We start from the raw sequence: 14,803 nt of genomic DNA on the forward strand, positions 1-14,803 counted from the left end.
CCGGCCAACCCGGCATACGGCTGCGGGTGACGGTCGGAGGCGTCGGCCGGGACCACGTGCCGCTGGCGGTGCAGGCCGGGGGCATCACCCGGGCCCGCGTACGCCTGGGGGCGCCGATCCGGGGCGGCCTCCGGGCCGCCGGACCCCCGGAGGGGCCCATCCGGGGCGGCGCCCGGGCCGCCGGACCCCCAGAGGGGCCCATCCAGGGCGGCACCCGGGCCGCCGTACGCCCGGAGGGGCCGGGACGGGGTGGTGTCCGGGTCCAGGCCGGACAGGAGTTCGTGGGCGAGGGTGCGGGCCTCTTCCAGGTGGCCGGCTGCTATCAGGGCGCGGCAGCAGGCGAGGCGGAGGGTGTTTCCGGCGGCGTCGCGGGGCGGGCGGGTGTCCAGGGCGAGGCGGAGCCAGCGCGCGGCCGTCGCGGGGGCGCCGGTGACGACCTCGGCGGCGCCCGCGGCGAGGATATCCGCCGCCTCGGCGTCGGTGCCCGCCAAGTGCTCGGCGTGCCGGGCCTGTTCGCGGGCGGGGCCGCCCCGGTCGATGATCGTCCGCAGGGCCTGCCGGTGGGTGCGCAGCCGGAAGGACAGGTCGGCGCTCTCGTGGGCGACGTGGCCGATGACGGGGTGCCGGAAGGCCGGGGGCCCGCCCCAGCCGGCCGGCTGCATCAGGTCCGCGCGCACCAGCTCGGTGAACGCGTCGAGCGTGGCCTCCTCGCCGAGTCCCGAGACGCGGGCGACATCGGCGAGCCGGAACGGTTCACCGAGGACGGCCGCCGTTCGCGCGACGGCCGCCGTGCGCGGACCGAGCGCGTCCAGTTCGGCGATCAGCGGGGCGGCCTCGCGCAGCATCCCGGCGCTGTCGGAGCCGGGCCGGTCCGGCCACTGGTCCGGGTCCCAGCGGGCGGCGACGAGCAGCCGCAAGTGGCGCGGGTTGCCGCCGGACGCGGCCGCCAGCCGGTCGCTGAACCGCCCGGGGCCGGTCGGGCCCGCCTCGGCCTCGTCCTCGTCGCGGAGTCCGCCGGGCGCCCGCCAGGTGTCGAGCAGGGCGGCGACCGCGTCGGCGTCCAGGGGCCCGGGCGCAAGGCGGGTCACGGTGCCCGTGCGGACCCCCTGGTCCAGCTCCGCGAGCAGCGCCGGGGCGCTCTGCCGGGGCCGGTGGACGACGGCGAGGACCAGGCGGGCCGGGGTGCGGACCAGGCGCAGCAGGAGGTCGAGCGAGGCGGGGTCGCACCACTGCGCGTCCTCCAGCACCAGGACGGCGCCTGCGGCCCGCTCGGCGACCGTCTCGTACGGGTCCCGCTCCCCCGCTTGCGGGCCTGCGCAGCCGGCGTCCCGGAAGACCTGTAAGGCGGTGGCGCCGGTGCGCAGGGCGTGGGCCCGCAGCACCGGGAGTCCGTGGCGGGCGGCCAGGTCCGTCAGCGCGACGGCCAGCCGGGTCTTGCCGATGCCGGGGTCGCCGGTGATCTCCAGCACGGCGCCGCGTCCCGCCGCCAACCGGCCGATGGCGTCGGCGAGTTGCGCTGTCTCCCGGTCGCGTCCGACCAGCGGGCCGTCGGCCATCTCCGCGGGCACCACGAACACGGTCACTCCCCCTGGCGGCCTCACAGGAACCCTACAGAAAGCCCGAAGGCGACGCTACGTAGTCCGTTACGCAGTTCTACGGCTACCGGGGCGGCCGCGCGCCGGAAAGACTCCGTTCCCGTCAGCACTCGTCAGACACACGTTCGAAATTCGTCTGGCACCCGTCCGACCTGGAGGAACACCTTGAGGCTCAGATCCATGGCGGTGGCCGCCGCGCTCGGCACCGCCGTCCTGACCGCCGTACCCGCGGTCATCGCCCCGTCCACCGCGTTCGCCTGCGGCGGCAGCACCCTGTGCCAGGACGAGGACCCGGGCGACGACGGCGGTGGCGGGGACAGCGGCGGCGACTGGGGCGGCGGGGACCCCGGCGGCTGGGGCGGCGGCGGAGACGGTGGCGGCGGCTGGGGCGGTGGGGACTCCGGCGGCGACTCCGGTGGCGGCGACTACGGCGGCGGGGGCAACGCGGGGTACGGCGACTACGGCAACTACGGGGACGGGGACGCGGGCGGCGACCCGGGCAGCACCGGCGAGGGCCTGCCGAACGTGAGCGAGGGGGAGATCGGCCAGCCGGTCGACGCGACGCTGCCCACCGTGGTGGTCAGCGGCACCGCCACGCGGCCCTCCGCGCCGGAGAGCCCGGAGATCCCCAGCTTCAGCTGGAGCGACGGCGGAGGCGGGGGCGGCAGCGGCGCGGGTCCGCTGGTGACCCTGTACCGCGAGGGCCGGAAGTGGGAGGACCAGCAGAACTGCTACGTCAACGACCTGAACGTCCCGAAGAAGGTGTCCGACACCTTCGGGTACAACGTGGCGTTCGAGGTGAGCACCAACATCAGCGCGAAGGCGAGCGACCTGCTCTCCGCCACGCTGGGGACGAAGCTCAACACGACCGTGACGCGCAGCTTCACCAGCGAGGTCACCATCGAGCCGGGTGGCTCCTGGGCGCCGTACGTCGAGTACCAGACCAAGGTGTACGCCATCACCACGTACAACCTGTTCGGTCAGTACACGACGGAGTACGTGAACGTCACGGCGCCGACCGGCAAGGTCACCGGCCGCGAGTGCCGCTGACCGGAAACGGCGGGACGGCCGCAGCCCCCGCACAGTGGGCTGCGGCCGTCCGGCCTTCCTGACCTGTCCGTGGCAGGTCAGAGCGCGAGACCGGTGAGGACCAGCACGCGCTCGTAGGTGTAGTCCTCCATCGCGAACCGGACGCCCTCGCGGCCCACGCCGGACTGCTTGGCGCCGCCGTACGGCATCTGGTCGGCGCGGTAGGACGGGACGTCGCCGATCACCACGCCGCCGACCTCCAGGGCACGGTGGGCGCGGAAGGCGACCTGGACGTCGTGGGTGAACACGCCCGCCTGGAGGCCGTACTTGGAGCTGTTGACGGCCGCGAACGCCTCGGCCTCGCCGGCCACCTTCTGCACCGTGAGGACCGGTCCGAAGACCTCCTCGCGGGCGAGGGTGGTGTCGGCCGGTACGTCGGTGAGGACGGTCGGCGCGTAGGAGGCGCCGTCGCGGTCGCCGCCGGTGAGCAGGGTGGCGCCGGCCTCGACGGCCTCCTTGACCCAGGACTCCACGCGCCGGGCCGCGTCCTCGCTGACCAGCGGGCCGACGTCGGTCTTGGCGTCGCCCGGGTCACCGGTGACCTGGGCCTCGACGGCGGCGACGACGCGCGGCAGCAGGCGGTCGTACACGGCGGCGTCGGCGATCACGCGCTGCACGGAGATGCAGGACTGGCCGCCCTGGTAGTTGGAGAAGGTCGCGATGCGGGTCGCGGCCCAGTCCAGGTCGGCGTCGGAGGCGTAGTCGCCGAGGACGACCGCCGCGCCGTTGCCGCCCAGCTCCAGCGTGCAGTGCTTGCGGGGCACCGAGTCCATGATCGCGTAGCCGACCTTCTCGGACCCGGTGAAGGAGATCACCGGCAGCCGCTCGTCCTGGACGAGGGCGGGCATCTTGTCGTTGGCGACCGGCAGGATCGACCAGGAACCGGCCGGCAGCTCGGTCTCGGCGAGCAGGTCACCGAGGATCAGGCCGGACAGCGGGGTGGCCGGGGCCGGCTTGAGGATGATCGGGGCGCCGGCGGCGATGGCCGGGGCGACCTTGTGCGCGCACAGGTTCAGCGGGAAGTTGAACGGCGCGATGCCGAGCACGACGCCCTTGGGGAAGCGGCGGGTGAGCGCGAGGCGGCCCTGGCCGCCGGCGTCGGTGTCGAGCCGCTGGGCCTCGCCGCCGTTGAACCGGCGGGCCTCCTCGGCGGCGAACCGGAACACGGAGACGGCCCGGCCGACCTCGCCGCGGGCCCACTTGACCGGCTTGCCGTTCTCGGCGGAGATCAGCTGGGCGATCTCCTCGGTGCGCTCGGCGAGCCGCCGGCTGACGTGGTCGAGGGCGGCGGCCCGGACGTGCGCCGGGGTGCCGGCGAACTCGTCCCGCACGGCGTACGCGGCGGCCACGGCCTCCTCGACCTGGGCGTCGGTCGGCACGCTGACCTTGCCGACGAGCCGGCCGTCCCAGGGGGACGTCACGTCGAAGGTGTCCTCGCCGGTGACCTGGCGGCCGGCGAGCCAGAAGGCGTGGGTGGAAGTCATAGGTGATTCCCGGCCCTTCCGCGTTGGGGGTGTGCTTGGCTTTCGTGGTCCACGGTAGGGCGGACCCGGCCGGTGGTCGCTTGTCCGTGCCGTAGCAGTCGGAGCGGGGGCTGCGCCGGAATGGCGGGGTGACCGGGGGCGCGGGTCAGTCGGGGGAGGTGGCCTTGAGGGCGAGCCACAGCTCCATCCGGACGTCGGGGTCGTCCAGGGAGCGGCCCAGGATCTCCTCGACGCGCCGCATCCGGTAGCGCAGGGTGTGCCGGTGGACGCCGAGGTCGGCGGCGGCGGCGTCCCACTGGCCGTGCCGGGACAGCCAGGCCCGCAGCGAGGCGACCAGGTCGCCGCGGCCGGTGGCGTCATGCTCGCGCAGCGCCCGCAGCAGGCCGTCCGCGAAGGCCTTCACCGCGTCCTCGGCCAGCAGTGGCAGCACGGAGCCGGCGGCGAGCTGCTCGTGCTCCACGAGCACGCGTCCGCGCCGGCGCGCCACCGACAGCGCCTGCTCGGCCTGTTTGTAGGCAGCGGCGGCGGCGATCGGCCCGGCCGGTGCGGACAGTCCGACGACGAGTTCGTGGTCCGCGCCCGTGGACTGCCCCGCGGCCTGTCCCGCCGCCTGCCCCGCGGACCGCTCGGGCGCCGCGCGGACCGCCTCAAGGGCGGTGGTGTGCTCGGTGCAGGCGGTGACGGCCGCGCCGCCGTCCGCGGCGAGCACCACCAGCCGTTCGCCGTCGGGGACGACGAGGACGGCCTCCCCGGCGCGGGCGGCGGCGGACTCCACGGTCTCGGTGAGCGTGCCCAGCGGGTCCCCGGCGGGGCCGGCGGGGCCGGCGGGGCCACGGGCGGCGGGGCCGGGCACGGACTCGGCGACGACCATCCGGAACGGCGCGTCCAGCAGCGCCCCGTACAGGTCGCCGGCGACGGCGCGGGCGTGGTCGGGTTCGCCGGCCAGCAGCATGCGCAGGACGGCGGTGCCGATGCGCTGTTCGGCGGCGTGCAGGGAGCGGGAGCGTTCGGTGGTGAGGGTGAGCAGGGCGATGGCGGAGTGCACGGCGTACCGCTCGGCGGTGCCGAGGGCGGCGGCGGTGCCGACGGCGAGGGCGGCGCGGGGTCTGCGGCCGGTGCCGAGGGAGTGCAGCTCGACGCGGTCCTCGTGCTCGGGGCCGCCGACGACGGAGGAGGCGGGGGCGGGGCGCTCGCGCAGCCGCTCCACCTCGGCGGTGAGCCGGGCGGCCCGCCGGCCGGCCCACTCGGGGGCGGCGGCGACGACGGCGCCGGAGGCGTCGTAGAGCGCGGCCCAGCCGTCGACCTGGGCGGCGAGGGCGCCGAGCAGGCCCTCGGGGCCGGCGTTCAGCGCCTGCCGGGTCAGCTCGCGCTGGGCGGCGAAACCGGCGGTGACGGCGCGGTACTGGTCGGCGGCGATGGCGGCGGAGACGGCCTTGCTGATGGCGAGGAAGGGCGTACGCCGGGGCACTTCGAGCAACGGCAGCCCCTCTTCACTCGCCGCGTCGACGAGCGCTTGGGGGACCTCCTCGTAATTCACCCCGACGGCGAACCCAAGCCCCACCACGCCCGCACCGGCGAGCCGCCGTACGTACCGGCGCATGGCCTCCGGGTCCTCCGCGTCCAGCTTGAGCGCGGTGATCAGCAGCAGCTCGCCGCCCTCCATATAGGGGACGGGGTCGGCCAGCTCACTGACGTGCGCCCAGCGGACGGGCACGTCGAGGCGGTCCGCACCGGCGCGCACGGTCAGTTTCAGCGCGGAGTGGTGGACGAGCGAGGCGAGGGTCGGGGGCATGGCACCTTCACGGTGAGGGGGGCCGCTGATCTTTTGGCCGCCGCGTATGAACGGCTCAACCCGATTCTGCCTCACCGTACGGGTCGCCCGCCCTCATCCCCGCAGATCCACCAGCAACGGCGGCGCGTGCTCCCCCCGCACACTGGTCAACGACAACACGGCATGCCCGGCCGGCACGGCATGAGCCAACTCGGAGGCGGACCAACGCTCGCGCTCCACCTGGCGGACGGTGACGGCGCGGGCCGTCGGCGCCTGCCCGGTGATGACCCGGCGCAGCATGTGCACGGCCTTGCCGGCCGGGGTCTCGGCGATGATCTGCCGGTCGGTGACGTCCCGGGTCTCGGTCCACTCCTTGCCCCACACCTCGGCGAAGTCCTGCCCGTCCCAGGGGGTGAGGCCCGACAGGGCCATCCGGCAGCCGATGGCGCCGAGCAGCGGGCCGCGGAGCGGACGGGGCGCGTCGTCCAGGGTGCGGAGGGTGAGCACCGCGCCGGCGCCCGCTGACCGCAGCCGCTGGATGCCGCGCACGGCCTCCGGGGTGACGACTCCGGAGGCGTCGTCCAGCAGCAGGCAGGCGAACAGGGAGCGGTCCTCCCGCGCCGTCACGGCCGCGGTGAACTGGGCGAGCACCAGCCGGGCGAGGATCCGGGAGGCGTCGGCGTGGCCGCGCTGCGGCAGGTCGACGCGGACGCGGACGGGATGGTCGAGGGCCTTGAGGGAGAACGGCCGGGTCCGGCCGGAGGTGTCGAAGAAGGGCGCGAAGGCCGGCCGGTCGAGCAGGGCGATCCGGTCGGCGAGCACCGTGCCGACATCGCCCGGGTGGGCCACCTGCCGCTCCCGGGCGTCCAGTTCCCTGAGCAGCGGCTCCTGCCCGGTGTCCGTGAGCGCCTTGCGGAGCGCGGCCAGCGGGCCGGGCGCGCCGTCGAGGAGTCCACGCAGCTCGGGCACGGACGGGAAGCGGCCGTGGACGGCGTGGAACGGGCCGAGAAGCTGGGCGAGGACCGTGGTGGAGCGGCGGCTGTCGCTGCCCGGGTGCGGGTCGGCGAGGTCGCCGACGAGGGCCTCGGCGAGTATGGCGGCGGCCTCGTCGGGGTCGGTGGTACCGCCGTAGAGGTCGAGGTCGTAGACGGAGTCGGTGTGGCCGATGCGGACCACGACGTCGTAGGACTCGGCCGGGCCGAGGCCGGCGCCCGCCGCGCCGACGACCACGACGGCGGCCTGCCCGGCTAGGGCGTGCAGGCACAGGGACTCGGCGAGGGGCCGGATCACGCCACCCGTCTTGCCGGAGCCGGCCGGGCCGACCGCGAGCAGCGAGGTGCCGAGCAGGTCGGGGCCCAGGCCGAGGCCCGCGCCCCGGTAGTGGTAGGGGTTGCGGGGGTCGTCGGCGGTGGTGCCGAGCCGGACCTGCCCGGTGAGCAGGTCGTGCCGGGCGTGCCGGGCGGGCAGGTCGCGCTCGCCCGAGGGGTGCAGGCAGGCGGCGGAGCCGTCCTTGAGCACGGCGCCGGTGAAGGCGGCGAGGGAGTGCCGGCCGGAGCGTACGCCCTGCCAGGCCCGGTCGATCCGCGCGTGGTCGACGTCCCGCATCACCCCGGCCCGGGCCTCAGCGGCCAGCCGCTCGGCGGCGGCTCCCGCACCGGCGGCCCGCAGGTGCGGGAACTCGGCGGGGTCCTGGCCGGGGGTGGGCGGGGGCTCGGCCGTGGGCTCGGACGGCTGCCAGGCGGGCGGCCCGAAGCGCCGCCACACCTCGCCCCAGCGGCCGAGGCGGCCGACGACGAACAGGATGGCGAGGGCGATGACCGTGTAGTAGCCGTACCAGAGGAACGCGTTGCCGACGCGGTCGTTGCCCTCCCGCCAGGAGTCGGGGGTGAACAGGTCGAGGGGCAGTACCCACCAGGTGCCCAGGTAGCCGTTCCACAGCAGCGACCACACCAGCCAGCCCACGAGGAAGGCGATGAGGGCGCCGCTGAGCAGTTGCCGGGTCGGGATCCGCTCGGGTTCCCGCTCCGGCCGGGGCCGGTGCCCCAGACGCCACACGCCGGGTGCCGCCTGGGGGCGCGGTGCCCGCAGCCAGGTGAGGAAGGTGCTGCCGTCCGGCCTGGGGGGCGCGCCGGGTGGCATCGTGGGCATGGGCGGCATGACGGCCCCCTCCACCGGTCCCGCCGGTCGTGGCAGTGGGGTCGCGTGGGTGTTGTGGGCGTCCCTGGTGCCGTCGGTGTCCATGTGTCGCGCCCCCTGGCCGGCCGTTCCGTGGTCGTCAGCGAGCAATGTAACGCTCCGGTACGGGGAGTTCAGCGCTCACGCGGCCGGGAAGTGGGCGCGGTGGTATGTCCACGGCGGACAACCGTGCGGACCGACAACGCCCACATGGAGCATGCCCACCCCGCACACCCGGCCCTAGCCTGCGAAGAAAGAGGTAAGCGTCCGAAAACGCACCGCCCGGACCAGCCCGGGACCGCCCGGTACGCAAGAGCACCGCACGAGCCACGCAAGATCATCAGGGAGCCCTCCATGACCGCACTTCCGCAGGAGCGCCGCGTCGTCACCGCCATACCCGGCCCGAAGTCGCAGGAGCTGCAGGCCCGCCGTACCGCCGTGGTCGCGCAGGGCGTGGGCTCCACGCTGCCGGTCTTCGTCGCCCGCGCCGGCGGCGGTGTCATCGAGGACGTCGACGGCAACAGCCTGATCGACTTCGGCTCCGGCATCGCCGTGACCAGCGTCGGGGCGTCCGCCGAGGCCGTCGTACGGAAGGCGAGCGCTCAGCTCGCCGACTTCACCCACACCTGTTTCATGGTCACCCCTTACGAGAGCTACGTCGCCGTCGCCGAGGCGCTGGCCGAGCTGACCCCGGGTGACCACGCCAAGAAGTCCGCGCTGTTCAACAGCGGCGCCGAGGCCGTCGAGAACGCCGTCAAGATCGCGCGTGCGTACACCAAGCGGCAGGCCGTGGTGGTGTTCGACCACGGCTACCACGGGCGCACCAACCTGACGATGGCGCTGACGGCGAAGAACATGCCGTACAAGAACGGCTTCGGTCCGTTCGCGCCCGAGGTGTACCGGGTGCCGGTGGCCTACGGCTACCGCTGGCCCACCGGCGCCGAGAACGCCGGCCCCGAGGCCGCCAAGCAGGCCATCGACCAGATCAGCAAGCAGATCGGCGCGGACAACGTCGCCGCGATCATCATCGAGCCGGTGCTCGGCGAGGGCGGCTTCATCGAGCCGGCCAAGGGCTTCCTGCCGGCCGTGCGCCAGTTCGCCGCCGACAACGGCATCGTCTTCGTCGCGGACGAGATCCAGTCGGGCTTCTGCCGGACCGGCCAGTGGTTCGCCTGCGAGGACGAGGGCATCGTCCCGGACCTGATCACCACCGCCAAGGGCATCGCCGGCGGTCTGCCGCTGTCCGCCGTCACCGGCCGCGCGGAGATCATGGACGCCGCGCACGCCGGCGGCCTCGGCGGCACCTACGGCGGCAACCCCGTCGCCTGCGCCGGTGCGCTCGGTGCCATCGAGACGATGAAGGAGCTTGACCTCAACGGCAAGGCCAAGCGCATCGAGGAGGTCATGAAGGACCGCCTCACCGCCATGGCCGAGAAGTTCGACATCATCGGCGACGTGCGCGGGCGCGGTGCCATGATCGCCATCGAGCTGGTCAAGGACCGCGCCACCAAGGAGCCGAACGCGGAGGCCGCCGCCGGTCTCGCCAAGGCCTGCCACGCCGAGGGCCTGCTGGTCCTCACCTGCGGCACCTACGGCAACGTGCTGCGCTTCCTGCCCCCGCTGGTCATCGGCGAGGACCTGCTGAACGAGGGCCTCGACATCATCGAGCAGGCCTTCTCGCGCATCTGAGCGATCGGCCCGCGTCTCACAGAAGGTGTCCCTCCGGTGGGCCGTGTGAAGAAGGTGTGCGAGGTGGATGGCGGGACGGGAATCCGTCTGCCCAAGCGCCTCGGCCTGCCGTAGGTTCTACCCCGATGAGAGATACACCCCGCCCGCAGGGGACTGCGGGCGGTCTCAGGCCGAGGCATCCCCAGCTCCGACCTGGCCGTGCCCTCGCGCACACAACCGGCGCCTGACGGCTCCGGGATCTCCTCACCGATCGGACGGTCGCCGCCCCAAACCCCCCGGGGCGCGCGACATCCCGATCCGGACGGCCGCCTCGGAACCATCCCCCCCGGTTCCGGGGCGGCCGACCTCCTTCCCCCGGCCGGCCCGGGTCTCTGCCAGGCTGGGAGCCGTGTCGACCTCCGTCCGCCGCTCCCTGTCCCTCCTCGCCGGGCTCGCCCTGCCGCCCGCTGTCCTGCTCGTGCTGATCACCTGGCAGGTCCTCGTCCACGGGCCCCTGCTCCGGCTCGACGCGGACGTCAGCCGGGCCCTGGTGCGTCCGGACGGGGTCGGCCAGTTCCTCTCCGATCTCGGAAACGTCCAGGTCGCGGTGCCGGTGCTGGTCGTCGCCGTCGGGTACGCGGCTTGGCGGGGGCGGGCCGCCGGCGCCGACCGGTGGTGGCTGTCGCCGCTGGGCGCCTGTGTGCTGATGGCGCTGGTTCCGGCGGCCGTCGTCCCGCTCAAGGCGTGGACCGACCGGCCGGGGACACCCGTGGTGCCCCCGGCCGTCGGCTACTACCCGTCCGGCCATACGGCGACGGCGATGGCCGCGTACGGCGCCGCGACCCTGCTCCTGCTGCCCTGGCTCCGCTCCCCCGCCGCCCGCCGGACGCTGGTGGCGGGCTGCGGGGTCCTGGTGCTCGGGGTGTCGTACGGGCTGGTGCGGCACGGGTACCACTGGCCGCTGGACGTGGTGGCGAGCTGGTGTCTGTGCGGCGTGCTGCTGACCGGCCTCGCCCTCGTCAGCCGAAGCAGCCGAAGTAGCCGCCTCAGCCGAAGCAGCCACCTCAGCCGAAGTAGCCGTCGAAGGTTTTCTGGAACTCCCCGTTCGAGAAGCGGTCCCAGTTCACCGACCATGTCATCAGACCGCGCAGCGCGGGCCACGTCCCGTGGGTCTGGTACGAGCCGCAGTTCGTCTTCTTCGTCAGGCAGTCCAGGGTCTTCGTGACCTCGGCCGGGGCGACGTAGCCGTTGCCCGCGTTGGTGGACGCCGGCATGCCGATGGCGACCTGGTCGGGGCGCAGCGGCGGGAACACGTTGTCCGGGTCGCCGGCCACCGGGAAGCCGGTGAGCAGCATGTCGGTCATGGCGATGTGGAAGTCGGCGCCGCCCATGGAGTGGTACTGGTTGTCCAGGCCCATGATCGAGCCCGAGTTGTAGTCCTGGACGTGCAGCAGGGTGAGGTCGTCGCGCAGGGCGTGGATGACCGGGAGGTAGGCGCCGCAGCGCGGGTCCTGGCCGCCCCACTTGCCGGTGCCGTAGTACTGGTAGCCGTTCTGCACGAAGAACGTCTCGGGGGCCATGGTCAGCACGAACTTGGCGCCGTACTTGGCCTTGAGGGTCTTCAGGGCCGAGATGAGGTTGACGATCACGGGCGTGGTGGGGTTCCTGAAGTCCGTGTCGTTCGCGTTCAGGGAGAGCGAGTGGCCCTCGAAGTCGACGTCGAGGCCGTCTAGGCCCCAGGTGTCGATGATGTTCGAGACCGAGGAGACGAAGGCGTCGCGGGCCGCCGTGGTGGTGAGCTGCACCTGACCGTTCTGGCCGCCGATGGAGATCAGCACCTTCTTGCCGGCCGCCTGCTTGGCCTTGATCGCGGCCTTGAAGTCGGCGTCGCTCTCCACGTTCGGGCACTCGGTGACCGGGCAGCGGTTGAAGCGGATGTCGCCGGAGGTGGCCGAGGTGGGTTCGCCGAAGGCCAGGTCGATGACGTCCCAGCTGTCGGGGACGTCGGCGAGGCGGGTGTAGCCGGCGCCGTTGGCGAAGCTGCTGTGGAGGTAGCCGACGAGGGCGTGGGTGGGGAGGTCCGAGGAGCCGCCACCGCCGCCGCCCGTGCCGGTCGTCGCCGTCACGGCCGCCGACTTCGCGGACTCGCCCGCGTCGTTGCCCGCCGTGACCTGGAAGCTGTACGCCGTCGACGCCGCGAGGCCGGTCACGGTGGCCGAGGTGCCGGTCGCGGTCTGCACCTTGGTGCCGTCGCGGTAGACGGTGTAGCCGGTCGCGCCGGTGACCGCCGACCAGGACAGGGTGACGGAGGACGCGGTGACCGAGCCCGTCTTGAGGCCGGTGGGCGGGGCGGGCGGCTGGGTGGTGCCGCCGCTGCCGCCGGGGCCGGTCAGGGAGATGTCGTCGGCGTGGTAGGCGCCGGTGCCGTACCAGCCGTGGGTGTAGATGGTGACCTTGGTGGTGGCGCCGGTGCGGAAGGTGGTGCTCAGCTTCTGCCAGTCGGGGGCGGACTGGGTCCAGGCTGAGACGTCGGTGGTGCCGGTGCCGCTCGCGCCGAGGTAGACGTAGGAGCCGCGTACGTAGCCGGCCAGGGTGTACTGGGAGTCGGGCTGGACGGTCACCGTCTGGGCGCACTGGGCGTTGTCGCCGCCGGCGGGGGTGGCCTGGAGCGCGGAACTCCCGCTGTGCACGGGCGAGGTGACGGTCGTACCGGCCGTGCAGGTCCAGCCGGTCAGGCCGGACTCGAAGCCGCCGTTGCGGCTGACGTCCGCGTCGGCCGCACGGGCGGCCGACGAGAGCGCGGTGACACCGGGCACGGCCAGCAGCGCGGCCGTGAGCAGGGCGAGGACGGATCTGGGACGTCGAGCGCGGTGCGTGCTCGGGGAGCGTTCCACAAGGGCCTCCGTGGAAGGGGGAGTTGGAGGGGGTGGAGCGCCCTCAATTTGGTCCAGACCAATCCTCCTGTCAAGGTGTTCCGGCGCTAGCCGTGTTCATCCCGTCGCCCGGCCAGTCCCGCCGCCGCCTCGTGCATCGCCAGTTCCAGCAGCGCCGGATCGGTGAGCGTGCCCGAGCCGTCCGGGGTGACCAGCCAGCGCACGCCCTGGGTCACCCGGCCCGGGTACGGCACCACGATCCAGGTGCCGGTCCCGGCGGTGCGGATGCCGGTGCCCAGCCAGCGGGCCGCGGTGCCCGGCGGCACGAAGAACCCGACCCGGTTGTCGCCGAAGTCGACGAGCACCGGGCCGGGTTGGTCTAGGACGCGGACGAGCACGTCCAGGGTGGGATAGCCGAGGTCGCCCGGCAGGATCAGCACGTCCCAGGCCCGGCCGGCCGGCAGCAGGGCGACCCCCAGGGGGTTGCGCTCCCACTCCCAGCGGCAGGCGCCGGGGTCCGGTGCGACGGATGTCAGCCACTCGACCGCCGTCTTCGCCCCAGTCATCAGAATGCCTCCCTCTCTCTTCCTTCGTCTTCTTCCGTCGACGCGGATGCGTCGGAAGGAGAGAGGGAGGCGGCACCGGAGCATTACGCGGGTTCCGCGGTTCCGGTCGAGTGACCTGGGTCACATGACGGGTCCTAGCTGTCGAAGCCCAGGCCCAGCCTGTCCATCGCGCGCAGCCACAGGTTGCGCCGGCCGCCGTGGGCGTCGGCGCGGGCCAGCGACCACTTGGTGAGGGCGATGCCCGTCCACGCGAAGGGCTCCGGCGGGAACGGCAGCGGCTTGCGGCGGACCATCTCCAGCTCGGTCCGCTCGGTGCGCTCGCCGTCCAGCAGGTCCAGCATCACGTCCGCGCCGAAGCGGGTCGCGCCGACGCCGAGACCGGTGTAGCCCGCCGCGTACGCGACCCGGCCCTGGTGGGCGGTGCCGAAGAACGCGGAGAACCGGGAGCAGGTGTCGATCGCGCCGCCCCAGGCGTGGGTGAAGCGGATGCCCTCCAGCTGCGGGAAGCAGGTGAAGAAGTGGCCGGCCAGCTTGGCGTAGGTCTCCGGGCGGTCGTCGTACTCGGCGCGGACCCGGCCGCCGTAGTGGTGGATCGCGTCGTAGCCGCCCCACAGGATGCGGTTGTCGGCGGACAGCCGGAAGTAGTGGAACTGGTTGGCCGAGTCGCCGAGGCCCTGGCGGTTCTTCCAGCCGATCTCCGCGAGCTGTCCGGCGCTGAGCGGCTCGGTCATCAGGGCGTAGTCGTAGACCGGGACGGTGTACGAGCGCACGCGCCGCAGCAGGCTCGGGAAGATGTTGGTGCCGAGCGCGACCCGGCGGGCCCGGACGGCGCCGTAGGGGGTGCGGACGGCCATGCCGGCGCCGTACTGCTTCAGGCTCAGGGCGGGCGTGTGCTCGTACACCCGCACCCCCAGCTCGATACAGGCCCGCTTCAGGCCCCAGGCGAGCTTGGCCGGGTTCAGCATGGCCACGCCCCGGCGGTCCCACAGGCCGGCCTGGAAGGTGGGCGAGTTCACCTGCTCGCGCAGGGCGTCGGCGTCCAGGAACTCGATGCCGTCCGCGAGGCCCTTCTCCTCCAGCTCGCGGTGCCAGTCGCGCAGCTCCCAGGCCTGGTAGGGCTCGGTGGCGACGTCGATCTCGCCGGTGCGCTCGAAGTCGCAGTCGATGCCGTGCCGGGCGACGGCGGCCTCGATCCCGTCGAGGTTGCGCCGCCCCAGCTCCTCCAGCTTCGCGATCTCGTCCGGCCAGCGGGTCAGCCCGTTGGGCAGGCCGTGGGTGAGGGAGGCGGCGCAGAAGCCGCCGTTGCGGCCGGAGGCGGCCCAGCCCACCTCGCGGCCCTCCAGCAGGACCACCTCGCGCCCGGGATCGCGCTCCTTGGCGTTGAGCGCGGTCCACAGTCCGCTGTAGCCGCCGCCGACGACCAGCAGGTCGCAGGTCTCGGGGCCGGTCAGGGCGGGCTCGGCGTGGGGCTTGCCGGGGTCTTCCAGCCAGTACGGGACCGGCCGGGCTTCGGAAAGTGCGGCGATCCAGTTGTCTTTGCCACGGCTCATGGCGCTTGGGGCCATGATTTCAACTCCCTACA

General features: G+C 73.8%; 9 protein-coding genes and 1 pseudogene. 3 read left to right on the forward strand and 7 right to left on the reverse strand.

From position 1 onward, the window contains the following. The coding region (locus NX794_RS23675) for an AAA family ATPase (protein WP_258780824.1) at positions 1-1,577 on the reverse strand (1,577 nt) is incomplete at its 3' end. Between the two features lie 183 nt (positions 1,578-1,760). Here NX794_RS23675 and NX794_RS23680 point away from each other — a divergent pair. Then, the gene (locus NX794_RS23680; protein WP_258780825.1) at positions 1,761-2,645 is read left to right on the forward strand and encodes a DUF6426 family protein; all 885 of its coding nucleotides are present in this window, start codon (positions 1,761-1,763) and stop codon (positions 2,643-2,645) included. 77 nt (positions 2,646-2,722) lie between these two features. Here NX794_RS23680 and NX794_RS23685 read toward each other — a convergent pair whose 3' ends face one another. The 3 genes from NX794_RS23685 to NX794_RS23695 all read right to left on the reverse strand — a co-directional run bounded on the left by NX794_RS23685 (position 2,723) and on the right by NX794_RS23695 (position 8,180). After that, positions 2,723-4,168 (reverse strand): aldehyde dehydrogenase family protein, encoded by a 1,446-nt coding sequence (locus tag NX794_RS23685; RefSeq protein ID WP_258780827.1) that lies wholly within the window; start codon positions 4,166-4,168, stop codon positions 2,723-2,725. A gap of 145 nt (positions 4,169-4,313) precedes the next feature. Continuing rightward, on the reverse strand, positions 4,314-5,960 hold the full coding sequence (locus NX794_RS23690) for a PucR family transcriptional regulator (RefSeq protein ID WP_258780828.1): 1,647 nt from the start codon (positions 5,958-5,960) through the stop codon (positions 4,314-4,316). A gap of 93 nt (positions 5,961-6,053) precedes the next feature. Then, complete coding sequence (locus NX794_RS23695; protein WP_258780829.1) at positions 6,054-8,180, reverse strand: ATP-binding protein; 2,127 nt, start codon at positions 8,178-8,180, stop codon at positions 6,054-6,056. Positions 8,181-8,468: 288 nt separating this feature from the next. Here NX794_RS23695 and gabT point away from each other — a divergent pair, with 288 nt between their 5' ends. Beyond that, the gene (gene gabT / locus NX794_RS23700; RefSeq protein WP_258780831.1) at positions 8,469-9,803 is read left to right on the forward strand and encodes a 4-aminobutyrate--2-oxoglutarate transaminase; all 1,335 of its coding nucleotides are present in this window, start codon (positions 8,469-8,471) and stop codon (positions 9,801-9,803) included. A 388-nt stretch (positions 9,804-10,191) separates the two neighbouring features. After that, a pseudogene (locus NX794_RS23705) lies at positions 10,192-10,905 on the forward strand (phosphatase PAP2 family protein); the annotation flags it as partial. Here the strand turns inward: NX794_RS23705 and NX794_RS23710 are convergent. The 3 genes from NX794_RS23710 to NX794_RS23720 form a co-directional block, all read right to left on the reverse strand. Then, complete coding sequence (locus tag NX794_RS23710; RefSeq protein WP_258780832.1) at positions 10,847-12,676, reverse strand: chitinase; 1,830 nt, start codon at positions 12,674-12,676, stop codon at positions 10,847-10,849. The pseudogene NX794_RS23705 and the gene NX794_RS23710 sit on opposite strands and share 59 nt — an antisense overlap. Positions 12,677-12,762: 86 nt before the next feature. Further along, positions 12,763-13,221, reverse strand: a complete 459-nt coding sequence (locus NX794_RS23715) for a hypothetical protein (protein WP_258780833.1) — start codon at positions 13,219-13,221, stop codon at positions 12,763-12,765. 134 nt (positions 13,222-13,355) lie between these two features. Further along, a complete protein-coding gene (locus NX794_RS23720; RefSeq protein ID WP_258780834.1) occupies positions 13,356-14,786 on the reverse strand; it encodes an NAD(P)/FAD-dependent oxidoreductase in 1,431 nt (476 codons plus the stop codon). Positions 14,787-14,803 lie beyond the last annotated feature (17 nt).

The sequence above is a fragment of the Streptomyces pyxinicus genome (assembly GCF_024753135.1).
GTDB classification, from domain to species: Bacteria; Actinomycetota; Actinomycetes; order Streptomycetales; family Streptomycetaceae; genus Streptomyces; species Streptomyces pyxinicus.

Coding starts and splice junctions, on each gene's coding strand:
- NX794_RS23685 (WP_258780827.1), bottom strand. CDS start 4,168: ATGACTTCCACCCACGCCTTCTGGCTCGCCGGCCGCCAGGTCACCGGC.
- NX794_RS23690 (WP_258780828.1), bottom strand. CDS start 5,960: ATGCCCCCGACCCTCGCCTCGCTCGTCCACCACTCCGCGCTGAAACTG.
- NX794_RS23695 (WP_258780829.1), bottom strand. CDS start 8,180: ATGGACACCGACGGCACCAGGGACGCCCACAACACCCACGCGACCCCA.
- gabT (WP_258780831.1), top strand. CDS start 8,469: ATGACCGCACTTCCGCAGGAGCGCCGCGTCGTCACCGCCATACCCGGC.
- NX794_RS23715 (WP_258780833.1), bottom strand. CDS start 13,221: ATGACTGGGGCGAAGACGGCGGTCGAGTGGCTGACATCCGTCGCACCG.
- NX794_RS23720 (WP_258780834.1), bottom strand. CDS start 14,786: ATGGCCCCAAGCGCCATGAGCCGTGGCAAAGACAACTGGATCGCCGCA.